Below are 19,488 nucleotides of genomic sequence, written 5' to 3'. Positions count from 1 at the left end.
GGGCGCACTTATACCAATACTTATTACCTACAATAAGTACCAATCACAGGGAACTGGCCGTTATGATCCCAAGGATAGATCTGCAAGCGCAGATAACTCCCACCTATTTTGAATTTCTTGACGCCTTAGCCGAGAGCGGCTTTCGCGGTGACATTGAGCGCAGCTACGCCAGCCGGCTAGCGGTAGCCACCGATAACAGCGTTTATCAAATGTTGCCGCAAGCGGTGGTGTTTCCGCGCTCAGTTCAAGACTTAAGCCTACTGCTGAGCTTGGGCACGAAACCGGCGTTTCAAGATATTAAGTTTACCCCCCGGGGCGGCGGCACCGGCACTAACGGCCAGTCATTAACCGAGACCATAGTGGTGGACAGCTCGCGCCACCTTAATCAGCTGCTCACCATGGATGTGCCCGGCAAACGGGCACGGGTGCAAACCGGTATCGTGAAAGACAAGCTTAATCAGCTGGTCGCGGGTCATGATTTATTCTTCTCGCCAGATCTTTCCACCAGTAATCGCGCCACCTTAGGCGGTATGATCAATACCGATGCCTCGGGCCAAGGCTCTTTGGTGTACGGTAAAACCTCCGATCATATACTGGGCGTCACTGCCGTTTTAGTGGACGGCAGCATTATCGAAACCGGCCCGGTGAGCGGGGCGGCATTAGACGCTAAACTGGAAGAAGACAGCCGCGAAGGCGAGCTGTATCGCTGTGTGTATACCAGCGTCACCGAGCATGCGGGCGAGATTGAAAAACGCTTTCCTAAGCTCAATCGCTTCTTAACCGGTTATGACTTAAAGCATGTGTACCATAAGGCCAGCCATACCCTGGATTTGACCCGCATCTTGTGTGGCAGTGAGGGCTCACTGGCCTTTATCGCCGAAGCTTGGCTGGATCTCACGCCGATCCCGCCGTATCGCACCTTGGTCAACGTCAAATACGACAGCTTCTTGTCGGCGCTGCGCAATGCGCCCTTGATGGTGAAAGCCAAAGCGCTATCGGTAGAAACCGTTGACTCTAAAGTGCTGGGGCTGGCGCGCGAAGACATCATTTGGCACTCGGTAAGCGACTTGATTCAAGACGTGCCCGGCAAGGTGATGGACGGCCTAAATATGGTCGAATATGCGGATCATGACCCCGATTCCCAGCGCGAAAAAGTCGATGCCCTGTGTGCCCAGCTTGATGGCATAATGGCGCGCGGTGAAGCCGGCATTATCGGCTATCAAGTCAGTGACGACTTAGCCTCACTTAATCGCATTTATGCAATGCGCAAAAAAGCCGTGGGCTTGCTGGGTAATACCAAAGGCCGGCAAAAGCCGATTGCCTTCGTCGAAGATACCGCTGTACCACCGGAAAACTTGGCGGATTATATCGTCGAGTTTCGTGCACTGCTGGATGCTAATCAGCTGCAATACGGCATGTTTGGCCACGTAGATGCCGGCGTGCTGCACGTACGACCGGCACTGGACATGACGGATCCTGCCCAAGAAGTCACCTTGCGCAAAATCTCAGATAAGGTGAACGCTTTAACCGCCAAATACGGCGGCTTAATGTGGGGCGAGCACGGCAAAGGCTTTCGTTCTGAATACAGCCCGACCTTTTTTGGTGAAGTGTTGTTTACCGAGCTGCGCCGTATTAAGTCGGCATTTGACCCCTTTAACCGCTTAAATCCGGGCAAGATTTGTACGCCGCTCGACAGCCTAGACCAATTAGTGTCGGTGGATGCCACTAAGCGCGGCTTTTATGATCGCCAAATCCCCATTCATGTGCGTGACAGCTACACCCCCGCCATGGATTGTAACGGCAATGGCTTGTGCTTCGACTTTGATGTGAACTCACCCATGTGCCCGTCGATGAAGCTCACCTCCGATCGCCGTCACTCGCCCAAAGGTCGCGCCGGATTAGTGCGTGAATGGCTGCGCCAACTTTCGGCTCAAGGCTTCGATCCCATGGCGGAAGAAGCAGCGATTATGACTGGGCGCACCAGCGTCAAAGGCTTAGTAGAGCGCGTTAAGTTTACGTGGCAAAAGCAGCGCGGCGAATACGACTTTTCTCATGAAGTAAAAGAAGCCATGGACGGGTGCTTGGCTTGTAAAGCCTGCTCCAGCCAGTGCCCCGTTAAGGTAGACGTGCCGACGTTCCGTGCCCGTTTCTTACAGCTGTATCATCAGCGTTATCAGCGCCCACCCAAGGATTATTTAGTCTCGTTCGTGGAGTCGTACACGCCGTGGATGGCTAAAGTGCCGGGCTTAATTAACCCGCTGATGAACAATAAGCTGGTGAAAGCCAGTGCCAGCTCGTTATTAGGCATGGTTGATATGCCATTAGTGAGCCAGCCGAGCCTGACCAAGTTATTGGCGGATGGCGCTAACACGCCGTTTGACTTAAACGAGCTGGAGCGCTTAAGCCCTGAGCAAAAAGCCAAGACGGTGTTAATCGTCCAAGACCCGTTCACCTCATTTTATGATGCTAACGTGGTGTTTGATTTGGTGCAGTTAGCCCGCCGCTTAGGCTTTAATCCGGTGGTGTTGCCCTTTAAACCCAACGGTAAACCGGCCCACGTAAAAGGCTTTTTACGTCGTTTTGCCCATATGGCTGCCGACAGTGCCCAATTCTTAAATCATTTGGCACGCCTTGGCATTCCTATGATGGGCGTGGATCCGTCCCTCGTACTCTGCTATCGCGATGAATATAAAACAATTTTGGGCGCAGCCCGCGGCGATTTTGAAGTGTTATTGCCCCAAGAATGGTTATTGCAACAATTGCCGACCCTTCCAGCCCAAGACATAGCCGGCGAGTCTTGGTATTTATTTGCCCATTGCACCGAAAAAACCGCCAAGCCCACCACGCATCAAGACTGGGCGGGTATATTTGCGCACTTGGGCGCCAAGCTTGAAGCAGTGCCAGTTGGCTGTTGCGGCATGGCCGGTACTTATGGTCATGAGCGCGAGCACCTAGACGGCTCTAAACAGTTATACACCATGAGCTGGGCTGAGCCGCTGCGCAAACGACCCAACGATCGCTGTTTGGCCACCGGTTTTTCTTGCCGTGCCCAAGTAAAACGCATCGAAGGGCAGGGCATTCAACATCCAGTGCAGGCATTGTTGGGGTTGCTGAAATAAGTTGAGGCTACTTAAATAAGTTATAGCGCCAAGCGCCAAGCTTAACAAAGTGCGTGGTTTTTATTTTTGCCGTCATCCTGACGAAAGTCAGGATCTCTATTTAGGTTCTAAAACTAACAGCGAGATACTGGGGGCAAGCCCAGTATGACGGCATAGTGCGAAGGTCAATAAAAGACGATGTTTTTCATTCAACTAGGCGCTGGGTGCAGGGCGCCTAGCGCTACTAAATCAATTAAGGAAACAACATGGGAATTATTTTAAATTTAATTATCGGTGGTTTAGCCGGTTGGATTGCCGGCAACCTGATGAAAGGCCGCGGTTTTGGCGTAGTGGGTAATATTCTGCTAGGTGTCGTGGGCGGCTTTTTCGGTGCCATTGTATTTCGCCTGCTCGGACTTGCATCCACGGGCATAATTGGCTCACTGGTGATATCGACCATAGGTGCGGCATTACTGCTCTATATAGCCCGCAAGATTAAAAAGTAAAAGATAAGCGCCCAGCACCAAGCTTAACAAAGAGCGGGTACTGAAGTTGGTTAGATAACACTGTGGTTAGATGAAACAGTGCGCCGATGTTAGTTGGTCTGATTTTTAGCTTGGCGCAGGGAGCTCGGCGCTGGGCGCTTTCACTCCTCTTTTCAAAATAATACTGGACATTCACTGTCAATTAACAGAGAATGCGCCCTCAGCCCAGTTGGGCATGACCTTTTGTGATGTGGGTCACGATATTCAAGCAGAGAAATAGTGCTTTATATCGTTATAACCCGCCTATTCGGCATGCTACATGGCGATTCGACTAAGTGTTTAAATACATTTAATGTTGAATTCGTTAAGACCCTGGGTTTATGTAGCTGCCAAAGTATGTGCGTTGAAGCGGGTTATATTGCGTTTTTTAGGAACATAACGCATCACGTCCGCGCCAAACGACGCGACCCTTTTCGGGTTGCCCGTCCCCTCCATTGGGCGCGACGACACAAGTCTGGCAGATCGACATCCATGATGAGAAAGACGCACCGGCATTAGTCGGCTCGTTACCATGGCGGTGTTGAGACAAAAATGGCCAGATTAGCCTTGTGAATCTTAGTGTTAAACACACTCTGTAAAGGAAACCCTCACCTTGGTGAGAATAGGTTGTCCTTGGCCCTATTGTATCAGTCCGCCGACATTCTATTTATTCGGAACTGTTAAATGACAAATTCTACACTTGTACTTGCTGAAAATGCCCCTGCCTTTACTGAATTAGGTCTGGCTCCTGAAATCTTACAAGCACTGACCGATGCCGGTTATGTGACGCCTTCTGCTATTCAGGCTGCCGCCATTCCTACTTTGCTTGAAGGCCGTGACGTTTTAGGCTTGGCACAAACTGGTACTGGTAAAACAGCTGCGTTCGCACTGCCGCTGTTGAGCACCATTACCGGTGGTAACAACACTCCTCAAGTATTGGTATTAGCACCTACTCGCGAACTGGCTATCCAGGTTGCCGAGTCGTTTGAAGGCTATGCCAAATACCGCAAAGACATCCGCATTATGTCCATCTATGGTGGCCAAGCGTACGACACTCAAATTCGCTCATTGAAGCGTGGTGTTGATATCGTGGTTGGTACTCCAGGTCGCGTAATGGACCACATGCGTCGTGGCACTCTGAAATTGGATAATCTGAAAGCATTAGTGCTGGATGAGGCCGATGAGATGTTGCGCATGGGCTTTATCGACGACGTAGAATGGATTTTGGAACAAACTCCAGCTACTCGCCAGATTGCTCTGTTCTCAGCTACTATGCCGCCGGTTATCCAGCGCGTTGCTCAGAAATACCTGAACAACCCTAAAGAAGTGCGCATCGAGAACAAAACCCGTACTAACTCCAGCATCAAACAGCGTTACTGGTTTGTACGTGGTATGAACAAACATGAAGGTTTGTGCCGTTTGGTAGAAACCGAAAAAATGGATGCCATGCTGGTATTCGTACGTACTCGTAAAGACGCTGAAGATCTGGCCGAGATGATGAGCCGCGAAGGTCACGCTTGTGAAGCCTTGCACGGTGATATTCCGCAGAAATTGCGTGAAAAAGTGATTGAGCGCCTCAAGAACGGTCGCTTGAACATCTTGGTAGCTACCGACGTAGTTGCTCGTGGTCTGGACGTTGAGCGTATCAGTCACGTAGTAAACTTCGATATGCCTCACGACAACGAATCATACGTACACCGTATTGGTCGTACCGGTCGTGCTGGCCGCGAAGGTGATGCAATCTTGTTTGTTACGGGTCGTGAAAAGCGCAGCCTGTTCAACCTTGAGCGTCATACTCGCCAACCAATCGAAGAAATGCAGATGCCGTCTGCTGACGAGATCAACAAGATCCGTGCCGAGCGTTTCAAAACTAGCCTGCGTGTTAGTGTAGAAGCCGATGAGAAATCTCTGGCACCGTTCGTAGAAATGATTGAGTCTTTAGAAGAAGAAGGCATCGATAGCTCACAGTTAGCCGCTGGTTTAGCGCGCTTACTGCAAGGCGACCGTCCATTGTTTATGGAAGACCGCCCGCAAGCCGCTCGTCGCCCAGAAGTACGTGAAAGCCGTGACCGCAACGATCGTAATGACCGCAGCGACCGTGGTGAGCGCGCTCCACGTGCACCACGCTCAGGCCGTGACGAAGTAGCCATGGAAACCTTCCGCGTAGACGTAGGTCGTGTACACGGTGTTAAGCCAGGTCACTTGGTAGGTGCGATTGCTAACGAAGCAGATCTTGAGTCACGCTTTATTGGTCAAATCCAAATCCACGATGACTTCTCGACTGTAGACCTGCCACAAGGCATGACTGCAGAAGTACACAAAGTACTGCAAAACGTACGTGTGTGTCAGCGTCCGTTGAACTTGGCTAAATACGAAGGTGGCCCTATGCCACGCCGTGCAAGCTTTCGTCCAAACGACGACCGCAAGCCACGTAGCCCACGTCGTACTGAGCGCTTAAACGGCTAATCCCCGCTTAAGAGCAACATGAAAAAGGCCTGTCAGCAATGACAGGCCTTTTTGTTTTTTGTGAAGCGTGAAGTTTAAAAGCGAAAGACTAGAGATTTTTGCCACGGAATACACGGAAAGATAATATTAGGGTGATGGGAAGTAGCTTCTTGTAGGCACAGCTATAGCTGTGCAATATCGCTTGTGCACCAAATCCAGCGTTGCCAGCTTGAACAGTGTAGCTGCCCGTCTCTTTGGTAAAGAGGACTTTGGCAGGCCAGCGTAGTTGGATGGGTTTAGATTCAAACCTAAAGCCAAACCGTGCTGAATAAATTTGCACCTACAAAAGACCAGAGCCAAACCCTAACCTTGGTCATTGCGAGGAGTGCAGCAACGCGGCAATCCAGAGTTATGTACCGCGCCGCTGTAGCATGGATTGCTTCGCTACGCTCGCAAGTCCAAATTCAACATTAAAGATTAAATATCGGCGCGGTTGTCGGTGTTTAGCTTTAACGGGCAGCGTATGACGTAAAGCGTTGTTTTCCGCTCCCATAAAAAAACGCCGCACTCTGAGAGTGCGGCGTTTATCATTTTGCTTGGTGCTAAGGTCAAATCTTACTGCGCTAATGACTCAGGCAGGTGCTCACGAATGGTAGAGAGCATGATTTTTAACACCTTAGGGTTCGCACACACTAGGTTACCGCTGCGCTCAAAGTTATGGCCACCTACGAAGTCAGTGACAATGGCACCGGCTTCACGGGCAATTAGGCTGCCTGCAGCAAAGTCCCACGGCTTTAAACCCAGTTCCCAGTAACCGTCTGCGCGGCCTGCGGCCACATATACCAGATCTAAGCTAGGGGCACCGGCACGGCGAATGTCAGAGCACTGTACAAACAGGTCTTTAAACATACCTAAATAGGCATCGGCGTGGTGTTTTTGCTTAGAAGGAAAACCGGTAACCAGTACTGTGTTGGCTAAGTCTTTTGCTTTGCCAGTACGAATACGATAGCCGTTCAACTGAGCACCGGCGCCGCGGCTGGCGGTAAACAGTTCATCACGAATTGGATCGTAAACTACGGCTTGTTCGGTGCGGCCTTTTACACGTAGCGCAATGGATACGGCAAAGTGAGGAATACCATTCATGAAGTTGGTCGTGCCATCAAGTGCATCAACAACCCACTGATAATCAGGGTTGCTGCCGGTTAGTTCACCACATTCTTCACCAATAATGGTGTGCTCCGGATAAGACTTACGGATGGTATTAACGACGGCGTTTTCTGCGTCTAGATCGAAATTAGTAACAAAATCGTTCTGGCCTTTTTGACGAGTTTCGATGTTCTCAGGATTGGCAAAACCTTTGACGATAACTTGACCAGCGTTACGCGCAGCGCGTATCGCGATATTCAGCATCGGATGCATATGAGTGAACCCACTTGATGTTAAAGAACGAAATTTGAGCGGCATATTATACCTGTGAACGAAAACTAGGCAAGAGTTAAATCTGATCCCGAGCCGTCAATTCACCGCCCCAATGAGTGCAAACGACTCATCGAAACGAAGCCTGAAACCCTGCGCTATGCATGAATCTGTTCGTATAAAATCTCAGTAACAGAAAATGATAGCTAAACATCGTCTATGACAAATGCAGGTGATTAGAAAAACTAGGTCTAGCCATTATAAAAGGTCGTTCTGAATACAGTTGCTAGTTAATGCCACTGCTCGCTATCATGCTAGCCTTATAATAATTGCCTATTGAGGCTGTTTTGGAGCGCGACATGTCGGGCCTGTCTTTGGTGTTGTTGACGGTGTTAATGGTGGCCTCGGGTCAAATGACCCAAACCTTGTATGTGCCGGCCATGACCGACATGGCGGATGCGCTTTTGGTCGCCAAAGATAGCTTGCCGCTGCTGATGGCCTGCTACCTGATCCCTTACGGCTTGTTTCAGTTTATTTACGGGCCCCTGTCGGACCGCTTAGGCCGCCGTCCGGTGTTACTGGTGGGTTTGAGTATTTATGTGCTGGGCTCAGGTTTAATTGTGCTGTGGCCGAGCTACCCCATGTTATTAGTGGGCAGCTTTATTCAAGGCGCAGGCACGGCGGCGGCGGGCAGCTTATGCCGTAGCCTAATGCGCGATAAATTCGAAGGCACAGCCCTAGTGCGCTACAACGGCTATGTGTCGATGGGCATTATGCTGGCACCACTGCTTGCACCCTTGCTTGGTGGCTACCTTAACCAGCACTTTGGCTGGCAGTCTATGTATCTGTTTTTGCTGCTACTGGGGTTAAGCTGCACGGTGATCATTTTCTACTGCTTTAAAGAAACCTTACCCGTTGAGCGCCGTCATCAACAATCCATCTTGCCCGCCTATTTACACGTCTTACACAGTCATGCTTTTTGTCGACAGCTGGGCATGTTAATGGCGGCTTTTGCGGGGGTGATTTTATATGAAGCTGAGTTTGCGGTGGTGGCCAGCCAACACGCCACTTTAACCAGTCGTGAGCTCAGCGTGCTGTTTATTCTGCCGCTCCCATTGTATTTTGCCGGCGCTATGCTGGCGGCGATAACCGCCGGCCGCTGGTCTGTGGCTCGGTTACAGTGGGTAGCCACCATAAGCTTATTGTTGGGGGCGGGAGTGATACTGGTGTCGGCGTTTGAAGCTGAATTGAGCTTGGTGGGCTTAGTGCTGGGTGGGGGTCTATATTTTGCTGGTGCCGGTTTATTGTTTCCGGTGGCGACCTCGGCGGCGGTAGAGCCTTTTGCCCGCCACAGTGGTAGCGCCGGCGCGCTACTCGGCGGTTGCTCTAATTTAGGCGGAGGCGTGTTTTTGCTAGTGCAGGGCGGCTTACCGCAAATGAATCAAAGCGTCTTGGGAGGCCTACTACTGGCGTTTGCCGGCCTTACCCTATGGCTATTGCTGCCCGCTCATCACGCACTGCCAGAGCCGGGTCTGTAGGCTTACCTGATTACCCACAAAGCTCAGCCATTTTTCAGAGAACTAATCATTAATTAATTCAATGGGTCACAGGTAGGTGCCGCCTCTTCGGTAAAGAATATTAGGCCCAGTTTGGTATTTTGACCTTGTAGGGGCCAATTTATTCGGCCCGGTTTGGTGTTTTGGTTTAAATCTAAACCTCAGTAACAGCCAGCAGAGCTGGCCTGCCGAATAAATTGGGCAGCTACAAAGAACAAACCGAAACAGGGTGCATTATGGCTGAGGTTCATACGTAATCAGGTAAGCTTATTAGCCAGGGGCACTTAGTCGTTGGCATGATGTAAGACAACAAACTTGTCCCACAGCTGCTCTTGGCTCTCAGTGTGCTTAGGGTCGATAATAATGCAGTCGATAGGACATACGCTGATGCAGGTCGGTTTATCGTAATGGCCCACACATTCGGTACACAGGTCTGGCTCTATCTCATAGATTTCTGCGCCATAACTAATAGCACCGTTAGGGCATTCGGGTTCGCACATGTCGCAGTTGATGCAAGAATCTTCGATTAATAATGCCATGCCCTTTACCACTCGCTTACAGACTTAAAAATATCGAGCACAGCATAGCATTTTCTCGGCTTTAATAGCGCCAATCGTCGGTTTTGTGGTCTCAGTCAGAGCGGGCTTGCCTTGCCAATGCCAGCTTGGCCGAGCACAATATGTTATCCCTCCCTGATGAGACTTATCTATGGAACTGGCTAACTATCGGCGTGAATATCTGCAAGGCGGCTTGCGTCGTAACAACTTGCCGGACAACCCTTTGTCTTTGTTTGAAACTTGGATGCAGCAAGCGGTGCAGGCAGACTTGATGGATCCTACCGCCATGGTGGTGGGCACGGTCGACGAACAGGGTCAGCCATATCAGCGCATCGTATTACTCAAGCACTTGGATGAAAAAGGCTTCGTATTTTACACCAATATGGGCAGCCGTAAGGCCAGCCAATTGGCCAATAACCCCCGCATTAGCCTGCTCTTTCCTTGGCATATTCTCGAACGTCAAGTGCACGTTACCGGTCAGGTAGAGCGTTTGTCGGCGCTAGAAGTCATGAAGTACTTTAGCAGTCGCCCCAAAGACAGCCAGATAGGCGCTTGGGTGTCCCATCAATCCGCCCGTATCTCGGCCCGTGGCGTACTGGAAGGTAAGTTTTTGGAAATGAAGCAAAAGTTTGCCAAAGGCGAAGTGCCGCTGCCGAGCTTTTGGGGTGGCTTTAGAGTGAAGTTTGACTCAGTTGAGTTTTGGCAGGGCGGTGCTAATCGTCTGCATGACCGTTTCTTATACCAGCGCCAAGAGTCGGGTTGGTCGATCGACCGCTTAGCGCCTTAAAAATAAATATTTTTGCAACGGAAGCCACGGACAAAGATCGGAAAAATAGTGATCAAATCTGAAAGAGCCAAAGCTAAGATAAAAGCTTTGGAGGTAGGAGCCAAACAGCCAACCATCAAAGGGCTGTGTTGATGTTTAGGCCGTCATCCTGAACTCGTTTCAGGATCTTGCTGTAGATCTTAGTGACTAAAACCTATTTGCAACGGAATCCGCGAAACCGACAGAATAGTAGTGATCAAATTTGAAAGAGCCAAAACTAAGATAAGAATATTAATGGTAAGAGCCAAAGCCAAAGCCCTAGCCTGAACGAGGGGAGCTCTTACCATTAAATATGTTGGCTCTTGTCGCACTTATCCCATCTTAATTTTTCCGTTGGTTCCGCGTTCTTCCGTTGCAAAAAAATCTTTAGTCCCTTGTTAGCTGGGCGCTATGTTTTTCATTCAACATTCAGCACTAAGAGTGTGGCGAATAAATTTTTAAAGGTAATTTATGCTGATCTGCAGAACCGAACGACCCGGTGACGGTGACGAGATAGATGAGCTGGTGTGTGCCGCCTTTGGCCGCGAGCAAGAAGGCGACTTAGTGTGGGCACTGCGCGAGCAGGGCGCCATTAGCATGAGCCAAGTGGCCGAATACGAAGACGCCATTATTGGCCATCTGTTAATGAGCCCGATATTGATCGAAGGTGAAGACACCGGCTGGCTGGCATTAGCTCCCATTAGCGTGTGGCCTGAGTGTCAGCGCCAAGGGATAGCCAGTGCCTTGATTATCGCCGCGCTGGATTGCGCCAATGAGTTAGATTGGGCGGGCGTGGTGCTATTAGGTGATCCTGAATTTTATGGCCGCTTTGGTTTTAAGCCCGCGCAGGATCTTGGCCTCAGCCTTAAATCGGAGGCCGCCAGCACCGGCGAAATCTTGCTGGCCATGGCGTTTAAGCCGCCTGTGGCTAAAGGTCGAGTCACTTATCATCCTGCGTTTGGATAAGAATATGAAGTGTAAAACGTGAAGAGTACAAAACACCGAACCTGTTGATTCGGTGTTTTGTCTTTGCCGTCATCCTGACGAAAGTCAGGATCTGGAGTTGGAGTTTTAAAGATAAGAGCGAGATACCGGGGCCGTCATGCTGATACTGAATCAAGTTCAGCATGACCAATAAAAAGCCCCAGAACAGCTGTTCTGGGGCTTTTTCACTTAGACTAGACGCTTGGTGCTTGGTGCTTGGCGCTCGGCGCTTTTTATTCTTCGTCTTCTTCAAAATACCAATAACCTTGATTGACCAAGGGTAGCAGTACTTCCAGCAGTGCTTGGGGATGAGCTAGGCAGGCGATTTGTGGGCCGTGAATGCGCGATTGGTCGCAGAGCAGGGCAATGGCTGCTACGTCTGGCTCAGCCAGTTGGTAACGCTCACCGTCTAGGTAAAACACGGCAGTTTCATCGGCTATGTAAAAGCAGCGCGCGCCGGCTAAACGATACAAATAATCGCCGTGATCCAAACGCAATACTAATTCTTCCAGACTATAAGCTGGCTCTGCAGGCTCAAGATCCAAGTCGTGCTTAGCTTCTGAGGTCATTTGGCCAAACCAGTTCGCCAAGCGCGCAGGATCAGCTAATAACTCCGTCATCAGATTTTTTACTTGGTCCAACACCTCAGGCTCAATGCGCCCGTGTGCGATGGCAGCAGTCATGCCCACATCATCAAAGCGACGGCTGTCGGTCTCATGAGCCAGCATATGATCCGCAAAGCCCGAGATTAAATCCCGCGCATCCGGGGCACGAAAGCCTACCGAATAGTTGAGCGCTGGCGTTTCGGCATAGCCTTCATGGGGGCAGCCCGGCGGAATATAAAGCACATCCCCTGGGGTTAGCACTTCGTCTATCTCGGCCACAAAGTCTTCGCAGTGGCGCAATGCGCCGTTGGCGGCAAACTGCTCCAAGCTTTGCGGTAAACCTACCCGCCAGCGACGGCTGCCGGAGCCCTGAATAATGAACACGCCGTATTGGTCGATATGGGGGCCCACACCGCCGCCGGGTGTGGAAAAGCTCACCATCACATCATCAAAGCGCCAACCTGGGATAAAGCGAAACGCATCCGCCAATTCTTGCACGTCTGGGTGCCATTGGTTCACCGCCTGAACCAATAAGGTCCAATCGGTTTCGCCTAAATGATCATAGTTGTCGAAGGGGCCGCTCTCTGCATGCCAGCGATCGTCGGCACGCCACACGCGGCGCGCTTCAACCTGTGGTTCTAAGGCGAGTCCGGCTAATTCATCTGGGCTAAGAGGATCCTCAAACTGAGCAAATCCTGCTTTGATCAGCAGTGGCTTCTTTTGCCAGTAGTGAGCCAAAAAATCCGTGATATCGAGTTTGAGTGCGCTCTGCATGGCAACCTGTCATTAAGGGGGAGTAAGGTAAGAATAGCCAGCTATTATGCCAAGGCGTAGCCGAGATTGATAGATTTGGGGAAATACAGCGCCGAGCACTAAGCGCCTAGCGCCCAGCTTAAAGATAAACAGCATTGTTCTGTAGGTTTGGTGTATGAATAAAAACACCGAGCTTTTAAAGGCTCGGTGTTTTTTAGCTAGGCGCTTGGTGCTAGGCGCCTGGCGCTGTTTTTACAGCTTATCTGTCAGCTCTATGGCGCTGCCGATGTAGTTGGCAGGGGTTAATAGCTTCAACTGCGCTTTAACGGACTCTGGCAATTCTAGGGTATCGATAAAGGTGTGCATGCCTTCGGCATTCACGCGCTTGCCGCGGGTCAGCTCTTTGAGCTTCTCGTAAGGCTTTTCGATGCCGTAGCGGCGCATTACGGTTTGGATGGGCTCTGCTAATACTTCCCAGTTTTGATCCAAATCGGCGGCCAATATGGCAGGGTTGGCTTCCAGCTTGCTGATGCCTTTCAAGGTGGCCTGATAGGCAATCAATGAATAGCCCACGGCTACGCCTAAGTTACGCAACACTGTGCTGTCAGTTAAATCACGCTGCCAGCGTGATACTGGCAACTTAACGGCCAAGTGATTGAAAATGGCGTTGGCCAGACCTAAGTTACCCTCGGAGTTTTCAAAGTCGATAGGGTTTACTTTATGCGGCATGGTGCTGGAGCCAATTTCGCCTTCCACGGTGCGCTGCTTAAAGTAACCAATGGAGATGTAACCCCAAATATCGCGGTCAAAGTCCAACACTATGGTGTTAAAGCGCGCGATAGCATCGAACAGCTCGGCAATGTAGTCGTGCGGCTCAATCTGGGTGGTGTAGGGGTTAAAATCCAAGCCTAAACCGGTGACAAAGCGCTCGGCAAAGTCATGCCAATCGATTTCTGGATACGCCGACAGGTGTGCGTTGTAGTTACCGACGGCACCGTTAATTTTGGCCAGCATTTCTACGGCTTTAATCTGCTTGAGTTGGCGCTCTAAACGATACACCACGTTGGCCATTTCTTTACCCAAGGTGGTGGGTGAAGCAGGTTGACCGTGGGTGCGGCTCAGCATGGGCACATCGCGATAGCGGGTAGCTAATTGCTTAATGGCATCGATCAGTTGCTGGCAATACGGCACCAATACTTGGTCGCGGCCGTTCTTAAGCATAAGGGCGTGGGCGTTGTTGTTAATGTCTTCACTGGTGCAGGCAAAGTGAATAAATTCACTGACCGCGGCCAGTTCAGGCAGCACTTCTACTTTTTCTTTTAAAAAGTATTCTACGGCTTTCACGTCGTGGTTAGTGGTGCGCTCTATGTCCTTGATGCGTTGGCCGTCGGCTTCGTTGAAATTAGCGACTATGCCATCGAGCAGGGCATTGGCTTGTGCGGACAACGCAGGCACTTCGGCAATGTCTGTATTAGCGGCGAGCGCCTGCAGCCAGCGCACTTCCACTTCTACGCGAAAGCGTAATAAACCAAATTCAGAAAAAATAGTGCGCAGCTCCGAGGTTCTACTGCCGTAACGGCCATCAACCGGAGAAATAGCCGTTAATGCTGACAATTCCATGAACAACAACTCCTAAACAAGGGGGATTTAAGGTAAATAATAGGGTGGGTAGAGCTAAAGCATTATATTTCGCGCAAGGCCGCTTGGGCTTGGGTCACAAGACGTTTGCGCGAAAACAAAATTTGGCGGCGTTGGCCACCGAGCTGGCGCCACAGTACGGCGCTGCGAATACCGGCCAATAATAGGGCGCGAATTTGATGCTGTACCAAGGGTTGCTGGAGAAAATTGGGCTCGCCGGCCACTTGAATGCGCGGCCCTATGGGGCTGACGATATCACTATAAATGCTGGCAAGATTGGCCAGCACTTGCTCGTCGAGTAACTCAAAGTGGTGGCGCTGGCGTTTCACCTGATTGATGCGCTCACCCAGCATGGCCATTAAGTCACGGCGTTTAGCCAATTTGCGCTCTAGGGCCACAGTGCCGACCAGATAACGAGTGAGCTCGGCGTTCTTACGGCCTTCGTTGCTGCCCAACTGATCGATAATGGTTTGATAGCCCAGTGCCAGCTGCGCCTTGCCGCCATAAATATCGGCGGTTTGATCCGCGTCTGTCATTAAAATACTGTTTAAGGTAGCGCTCAGCTGGTCTTTATCTTTGATAGTGCCTTGGCGTGCTACTTGCTGTACTAGACTGGCCGCTTGGCAAATACCGGCAAAGGCCAGTACTTGGTTTTCAAGGTTATGGCTCATGCGGACTCCTCATTAAAGCGGCTTTCAATGATGCCGCCGCCTAAGCAGATTTCATCTGCATAAAATACTGCCGACTGGCCGGGGGTGACGGCCGCTTGTGGCTCATCGAAGGTCACTCTGATTGTTTCATCATCGAGGGGCTCGATAAGACAAGCAATATCGGTTTGGCGGTAGCGCGTTTTCACCGTGCAACGCACCGGTGCGGTCAGTGGTGTGCGATCCACCCAGTGTAACTGGCGAGCAATCAGCCCTTTAGAGTACAAACGTGGATGATCGCCTTGAGCCACCACCAGCACGTTGCGCTCCAGCTCTTTATCTACCACATACCAAGGGTCATCACTGGCATTTTTTAAGCCACCAATGCCTAAGCCTTTGCGCTGGCCCAAGGTGTGATACATCAAGCCTTGATGCTGGCCAATCACTTTGCCGTCTACGGTTTCAATTTCACCTGGTTGGGCCGGTAAATACTGGGCGAGAAAGTCGGTAAATTTACGCTCGCCAATAAAACAGATACCGGTGGAGTCTTTCTTCTTAGCGGTGACTAATTCCAGCTGCTCGGCGATGCGGCGCACTTCCGGCTTTTCAATCTCACCGACCGGGAACAGGCTCTTGGCCACTTGGGCCGAGCTTAAGGTATATAAGAAGTAGCTTTGGTCTTTGTTGCCATCGAGACCGCGCAGCAATTTAGGCTGCTCGTCAAAGGTGCGGCGCACGTAATGGCCGGTGGCAATAAAGTCGGCACCTAAGTCTTCGGCTGCAAATTCGAGGAAGGCTTTAAATTTGATTTCTTTATTGCACAAGATATCGGGATTAGGCGTACGGCCGGCTTTGTATTCCGCTAAAAAGTGCTCGAATACATTGTCCCAATACTCGGACGCAAAGTTGATGGTGTGGAGCGTCATGCCGAGCTTATCGCACACCGCTTGTGCATCGTGCAAGTCTTCGGCGGCAGAGCAAAACTCGTCAGTGTCGTCTTCTTCCCAGTTTTTCATAAACAGGCCTTCCACCTGATAACCCTGCTGTTGCAGCAAATAGGCCGATACTGAAGAATCCACACCGCCGGACATGCCGACAATCACTTTTAACTGACTGTTATCGCTCATTACTCGCCGTCACCTGGTTGCAAAACGGCTCACATTTTAACAGACAAAGGCCGCCAGCGGGAGGCCATCCGACGAATAGATTGGCTTTGATTATCTGTGTGAGAGTTTTGCGTAGCAAAAGTTTGCTGAAACGAAACTGTGCCGAAGTCCTCTTTACCAAAGAGACGGCACCTAAACCAAAAAATCGCCTTCAGCCGTCATCCTGATACCGTGTCGTGGCACGGCATGACGGCGACCGGATCTCGTTTTTATGTGTAAAGGCTTAAAACGAGATCCTGACGTGCGTCAGGAAGACGCTAAAGTGACAGTTTCAGGCGCTTAGCGCCGAGCTAAACCAAAACATCGCTCTTGGCCGTCATCCTGAACTTGTTTCAGGATCTTGTTTTTATATTTAAAGGCTTAAAGCGAGATCCTGACGTGCGTCAGGAAGACGGCCTAAAGATAAGCATGGCTCTTGGTATCGCTCGGCACCGCTTTGGCCCTTTGTTTAACTGACAGCTAACCGCTGCCGTTAAGGCTTCAATCTCGGGTCCGGCAACGCTCGGCGGGTACGCTTAAGGCGCGTAACAAATAGGCGTTAAACTCGGTTGCATAGTCTTGTTTAGTGAGCGCCTCATTCATGCATGCCAGCCATGCATCACGCTCATTGGGGCCAATTGCTAAGTGAGCATGGGCACGCGGTATGCTAATGGGCCCGTATTTTTCACGGTATAAAGAAGGACCTCCCAGCCAGCCGGTTAAAAAGCGCGCCAGCTTATCGGTGCTATCAGATAAATCTGCTGGGTGCATGGCACGAATAATGGCCGCATCGGCACGGGTGTTCATGGCCTGATAAAAATCTGCCGCCAGTTTTTGTAAACCGGCAAAACCACCGGCGGCTTGCAGCGAGCTGTCGCCTTGGCCATAAAGGGGTAAATTGTTCATGATGGTGCTCTTTTTCTATGCGAAGTGCCGCACAGCGCTAAAAACCGACCCTAAGTTATCTCGTTGGGTGAGGGGGTCTCAGTGGGCGGCAGCGGTTGCTCGGTGATCGATTGAAACATTTTACCGAACTCCAGCGGCAGCGGGAATACAATAATCTTACTGTTGTCGTTGGTGATCTCGGTCAGGGTCTGTAAGTAACGCAGCTGTATCGCCTCCGGTTGTTTACCCAACATGCGTGCCGCTTCTAACAATTGTTGAGAGGCTTCCAACTCACCGGTGGCGTGGATAACCTTGGCACGACGTGAGCGCTCGGCTTCTGCCTGACGGGCAATGGCACGGATCATAGATTCGTCCAGATCCACGTGCTTGATCTCTACCGCCGTGACCTTGATGCCCCAATTATCGGTACTTTGATCCAAGATACGTTGTAAGTCGGCATTTAAGGTATCGCGCGCCGACAAAATATCGTCTAACTCATGTTGGCCCAGCACCGAACGCATGGTGGTTTGTGCTAGTTGGCTGGTGGCCTCTAAGTAGTTTTCAATATTAATAATGGCTTTTTGCGGATCTGCGACTTTAAAGTACAGTACCGCATTCACCTTAACGGTAACGTTATCTTTAGAGATAATATCTTGTGATGGAATATCCATGGTGATGATACGCAAGTCCACTCGTACTATTTGCTGCACAAACGGGATCACCAAGATAAGCCCCGGGCCTTTAATTTTATGAAAACGACCCAGTAAGAAAATCACGCCGCGCTCATACTCACGTAAGATCCGAAAGGTACTGGCAAAGAGCATCACCAGCAGCACCACCATCAAGATCTGAAAATACATAAAGTCGATGATCATTATCCTCACTCCTTATGAACTGCCGGTTTGAATATGAGTTAGCGGGCGCACGCTCAAAGTTAGTTGGTCGACCGCCAGCACCACTATGGTTTGCTGCGCCGCTATGGGCTCAACACTGCGGGCTTGCCAACGCTCGCCTTGCACCATCACATAACCGGTTGGTGCAATATCCGTGAGAGCCTCACCCTGCAAACCCACCATGGTCTGTACGCCAGATATTACAGGCCGATGGCGCTGTTTTATGATCAGACGCACCACCACCAGCATTAAACCCAGGGACACCAAGGCCAAGGCTGCAATCAAGGGCCAAGCCACACGAAATGCTTGGTCGGGCGTATCAAACAGCAGTACTGAGCCCATCACAAATGCCACCACCCCGCCTAAACCCAACACGCCCAAAGTTGGCGTTATCGCCTCCGCCACTATAAACACCAAGCCTAACGCCAATAGACTTAAGCCAACTGTGCTAAAGGGCAGCATTTGCAACGCCATGGCGGCCAGTAATAAGCAAATAGCACCGCTGATGCCCGCTACGCCAAAGCCTGGGCTCATAAACTCCAGCACCAAACCATAAACGCCGACCAGCAGCAGTAAGTAGGTGATATTAGGGTTACTGATGGTGATGATAAATTGCTGACGCCAGTTGGGGCGGCGCAGCTCTGCGTTTAACTCAACGCTAAAATTAGCGGTGGCGAATGTGTAAGGAGTGCCATTAATGGTTAACGGTTGGCCATCGAGCGCGCGCAACAGGCTAGGCACGTCATCCACGAGCAGCTCAATCACATGCTCGCTCAGTGCTTCGCTGGCGGTGAGGGTTGCAGCGTCGCGCACCGCTAACTCTGCCCATTCGGCATTACGCCCACGCAGTTGCGCCAAAGAACGTATGTAAGCAATAGCGTCATTGAGTATCTTACGCTCCATGGCGCTGCTACTTTTCGCTTTGGGCGCCGCATCAGTGTTATCGAGAGGCTCTGCAGCGGGCCGTATTGAGTCGTTTTTGGACACTTGCGACGTTAACTGCACCGGCGTAGCTGCGCCTAAATGAGTGCCCGGTGCCATGGCTGCCACATGACTGGCATAGAGAATATAGGTGCCTGCCGACGCGGCACGGGCACCACTGGGAGCCACATACACCACCACCGGAATATTCGACGCCAACATGGCACTAATAATGTTGCGAGTGGCATCATATAAACCGCCGGGTGTGTCGAGCGTGAGTAATATAAACGCCGGCTGTTTGACTTCTGCTTGAGCCAGCTCCGTTACAATAAAGTCAGCGGTGCCCGAGCCGATAGGGCCTTTAATATCCAGCTGCCAATACTTCTCCTGGGCCAGTGTTGGCAGGCTCAGACTAAGTAATAGCCATATCAGTGCACACCACTTCATGACTCTGCTCCCGCTGTATGGTTATTTAAGCCTAGTGCACTAGTCATGGGTTGATGGTTTTTTGTGCGGCAGTAGGGAGTGATCCGACGCTAAACAAATACGCTATTGTTAGGCGCCATGCTCAAGAGCATCAAGATCTCTCCCTTCAGCCGTCATCCTGACGAAAGTC

15 protein-coding genes are annotated in these 19,488 nt (G+C 50.8%); 6 read left to right on the top strand and 9 right to left on the bottom strand.

The window, feature by feature from the left end; translation table 11 throughout:
* Nucleotides 1-62: 62 nt before the first annotated feature.
* The 3 genes from ydiJ to CBP31_RS03660 all read left to right on the top strand — a co-directional run bounded on the left by ydiJ (nucleotide 63) and on the right by CBP31_RS03660 (nucleotide 6,088).
* A complete protein-coding gene (gene ydiJ, locus CBP31_RS03670) occupies nucleotides 63-3,119 on the top strand; it encodes a D-2-hydroxyglutarate dehydrogenase YdiJ (RefSeq protein ID WP_087034919.1) in 3,057 nt (1,018 codons plus the stop codon).
* 245 nt (nucleotides 3,120-3,364) lie between these two features.
* Nucleotides 3,365-3,604, top strand: coding sequence for a GlsB/YeaQ/YmgE family stress response membrane protein (locus CBP31_RS03665; protein WP_087034918.1), 240 nt, complete (start codon nucleotides 3,365-3,367; stop codon nucleotides 3,602-3,604).
* Between the two features lie 702 nt (nucleotides 3,605-4,306).
* Nucleotides 4,307-6,088 (top strand): DEAD/DEAH box helicase, encoded by a 1,782-nt coding sequence (locus tag CBP31_RS03660; protein WP_087034917.1) that lies wholly within the window; start codon nucleotides 4,307-4,309, stop codon nucleotides 6,086-6,088.
* Between the two features lie 594 nt (nucleotides 6,089-6,682).
* Here CBP31_RS03660 and suhB read toward each other — a convergent pair.
* Entirely contained in the window at nucleotides 6,683-7,486 is an 804-nt protein-coding gene (gene suhB, locus CBP31_RS03655; RefSeq protein WP_087034916.1) for an inositol-1-monophosphatase, read from the bottom strand.
* 356 nt (nucleotides 7,487-7,842) lie between these two features.
* On the opposite strand from suhB, the gene CBP31_RS03650 reads away from it, so the two are divergent.
* Nucleotides 7,843-9,021, top strand: coding sequence for an MFS transporter (locus tag CBP31_RS03650; protein ID WP_087034915.1), 1,179 nt, complete (start codon nucleotides 7,843-7,845; stop codon nucleotides 9,019-9,021).
* Nucleotides 9,022-9,323: 302 nt separating this feature from the next.
* Here the strand turns inward: CBP31_RS03650 and CBP31_RS03645 are convergent, their stop codons facing one another.
* Entirely contained in the window at nucleotides 9,324-9,578 is a 255-nt protein-coding gene (locus tag CBP31_RS03645) for a YfhL family 4Fe-4S dicluster ferredoxin (RefSeq protein WP_087034914.1), read from the bottom strand.
* Nucleotides 9,579-9,747: 169 nt separating this feature from the next.
* Here CBP31_RS03645 and pdxH point away from each other — a divergent pair, with 169 nt between their 5' ends.
* Entirely contained in the window at nucleotides 9,748-10,383 is a 636-nt protein-coding gene (gene pdxH, locus CBP31_RS03640; RefSeq protein ID WP_087034913.1) for a pyridoxamine 5'-phosphate oxidase, read from the top strand.
* Nucleotides 10,384-10,872: 489 nt separating this feature from the next.
* On the top strand, nucleotides 10,873-11,367 hold the full coding sequence (locus tag CBP31_RS03635) for a GNAT family N-acetyltransferase (protein WP_087034912.1): 495 nt from the start codon (nucleotides 10,873-10,875) through the stop codon (nucleotides 11,365-11,367).
* A 251-nt stretch (nucleotides 11,368-11,618) separates the two neighbouring features.
* Here CBP31_RS03635 and CBP31_RS03625 read toward each other — a convergent pair whose 3' ends face one another.
* The 7 genes from CBP31_RS03625 to CBP31_RS03595 all read right to left on the bottom strand — a co-directional run bounded on the left by CBP31_RS03625 (nucleotide 11,619) and on the right by CBP31_RS03595 (nucleotide 19,319).
* Nucleotides 11,619-12,764: a ribosomal protein uL16 3-hydroxylase gene (locus CBP31_RS03625; RefSeq protein ID WP_087034910.1), complete on the bottom strand. Its 1,146-nt coding sequence runs from the start codon at nucleotides 12,762-12,764 to the stop codon at nucleotides 11,619-11,621.
* A 231-nt stretch (nucleotides 12,765-12,995) separates the two neighbouring features.
* A complete protein-coding gene (gene purB / locus CBP31_RS03620) occupies nucleotides 12,996-14,363 on the bottom strand; it encodes an adenylosuccinate lyase (RefSeq protein WP_087034909.1) in 1,368 nt (455 codons plus the stop codon).
* A gap of 62 nt (nucleotides 14,364-14,425) precedes the next feature.
* Nucleotides 14,426-15,052, bottom strand: a complete 627-nt coding sequence (gene hflD, locus CBP31_RS03615; protein WP_087034908.1) for a high frequency lysogenization protein HflD — start codon at nucleotides 15,050-15,052, stop codon at nucleotides 14,426-14,428.
* Complete coding sequence (gene mnmA, locus CBP31_RS03610) at nucleotides 15,049-16,155, bottom strand: tRNA 2-thiouridine(34) synthase MnmA (protein WP_087034907.1); 1,107 nt, start codon at nucleotides 16,153-16,155, stop codon at nucleotides 15,049-15,051. Before mnmA ends, hflD begins: the two co-directional genes overlap by 4 nt.
* A gap of 519 nt (nucleotides 16,156-16,674) precedes the next feature.
* The gene (locus CBP31_RS03605) at nucleotides 16,675-17,079 is read right to left on the bottom strand and encodes a group II truncated hemoglobin (protein ID WP_087034906.1); all 405 of its coding nucleotides are present in this window, start codon (nucleotides 17,077-17,079) and stop codon (nucleotides 16,675-16,677) included.
* Nucleotides 17,080-17,129: 50 nt separating this feature from the next.
* Entirely contained in the window at nucleotides 17,130-17,933 is an 804-nt protein-coding gene (locus CBP31_RS03600; RefSeq protein WP_087034905.1) for a slipin family protein, read from the bottom strand.
* Between the two features lie 12 nt (nucleotides 17,934-17,945).
* Nucleotides 17,946-19,319: an NfeD family protein gene (locus CBP31_RS03595; RefSeq protein WP_087034904.1), complete on the bottom strand. Its 1,374-nt coding sequence runs from the start codon at nucleotides 19,317-19,319 to the stop codon at nucleotides 17,946-17,948.
* Nucleotides 19,320-19,488: the final 169 nt, after the last annotated feature.

It is taken from the genome of Oceanisphaera profunda (assembly GCF_002157895.1).
In the GTDB taxonomy this organism is placed as follows: domain Bacteria; phylum Pseudomonadota; class Gammaproteobacteria; order Enterobacterales; family Aeromonadaceae; genus Oceanimonas; species Oceanimonas profunda.
This window is presented reverse-complemented; position numbering and strand designations above follow the sequence as displayed.

Excerpts from the sequence above, each read along its gene's own strand:
- ydiJ (WP_087034919.1), top strand. The coding sequence starts at position 63 with ATGATCCCAAGGATAGATCTGCAAGCGCAGATAACTCCCACCTATTTT.
- CBP31_RS03665 (WP_087034918.1), top strand. The coding sequence starts at position 3,365 with ATGGGAATTATTTTAAATTTAATTATCGGTGGTTTAGCCGGTTGGATT.
- CBP31_RS03660 (WP_087034917.1), top strand. The coding sequence starts at position 4,307 with ATGACAAATTCTACACTTGTACTTGCTGAAAATGCCCCTGCCTTTACT.
- suhB (WP_087034916.1), bottom strand. The coding sequence starts at position 7,486 with ATGCATCCGATGCTGAATATCGCGATACGCGCTGCGCGTAACGCTGGT.
- CBP31_RS03650 (WP_087034915.1), top strand. The coding sequence starts at position 7,843 with ATGTCGGGCCTGTCTTTGGTGTTGTTGACGGTGTTAATGGTGGCCTCG.
- CBP31_RS03645 (WP_087034914.1), bottom strand. The coding sequence starts at position 9,578 with ATGGCATTATTAATCGAAGATTCTTGCATCAACTGCGACATGTGCGAA.
- pdxH (WP_087034913.1), top strand. The coding sequence starts at position 9,748 with ATGGAACTGGCTAACTATCGGCGTGAATATCTGCAAGGCGGCTTGCGT.
- CBP31_RS03635 (WP_087034912.1), top strand. The coding sequence starts at position 10,873 with ATGCTGATCTGCAGAACCGAACGACCCGGTGACGGTGACGAGATAGAT.
- CBP31_RS03625 (WP_087034910.1), bottom strand. The coding sequence starts at position 12,764 with ATGCAGAGCGCACTCAAACTCGATATCACGGATTTTTTGGCTCACTAC.
- purB (WP_087034909.1), bottom strand. The coding sequence starts at position 14,363 with ATGGAATTGTCAGCATTAACGGCTATTTCTCCGGTTGATGGCCGTTAC.
- hflD (WP_087034908.1), bottom strand. The coding sequence starts at position 15,052 with ATGAGCCATAACCTTGAAAACCAAGTACTGGCCTTTGCCGGTATTTGC.
- mnmA (WP_087034907.1), bottom strand. The coding sequence starts at position 16,155 with ATGAGCGATAACAGTCAGTTAAAAGTGATTGTCGGCATGTCCGGCGGT.
- CBP31_RS03605 (WP_087034906.1), bottom strand. The coding sequence starts at position 17,079 with ATGAACAATTTACCCCTTTATGGCCAAGGCGACAGCTCGCTGCAAGCC.
- CBP31_RS03600 (WP_087034905.1), bottom strand. The coding sequence starts at position 17,933 with ATGATCATCGACTTTATGTATTTTCAGATCTTGATGGTGGTGCTGCTG.
- CBP31_RS03595 (WP_087034904.1), bottom strand. The coding sequence starts at position 19,319 with ATGAAGTGGTGTGCACTGATATGGCTATTACTTAGTCTGAGCCTGCCA.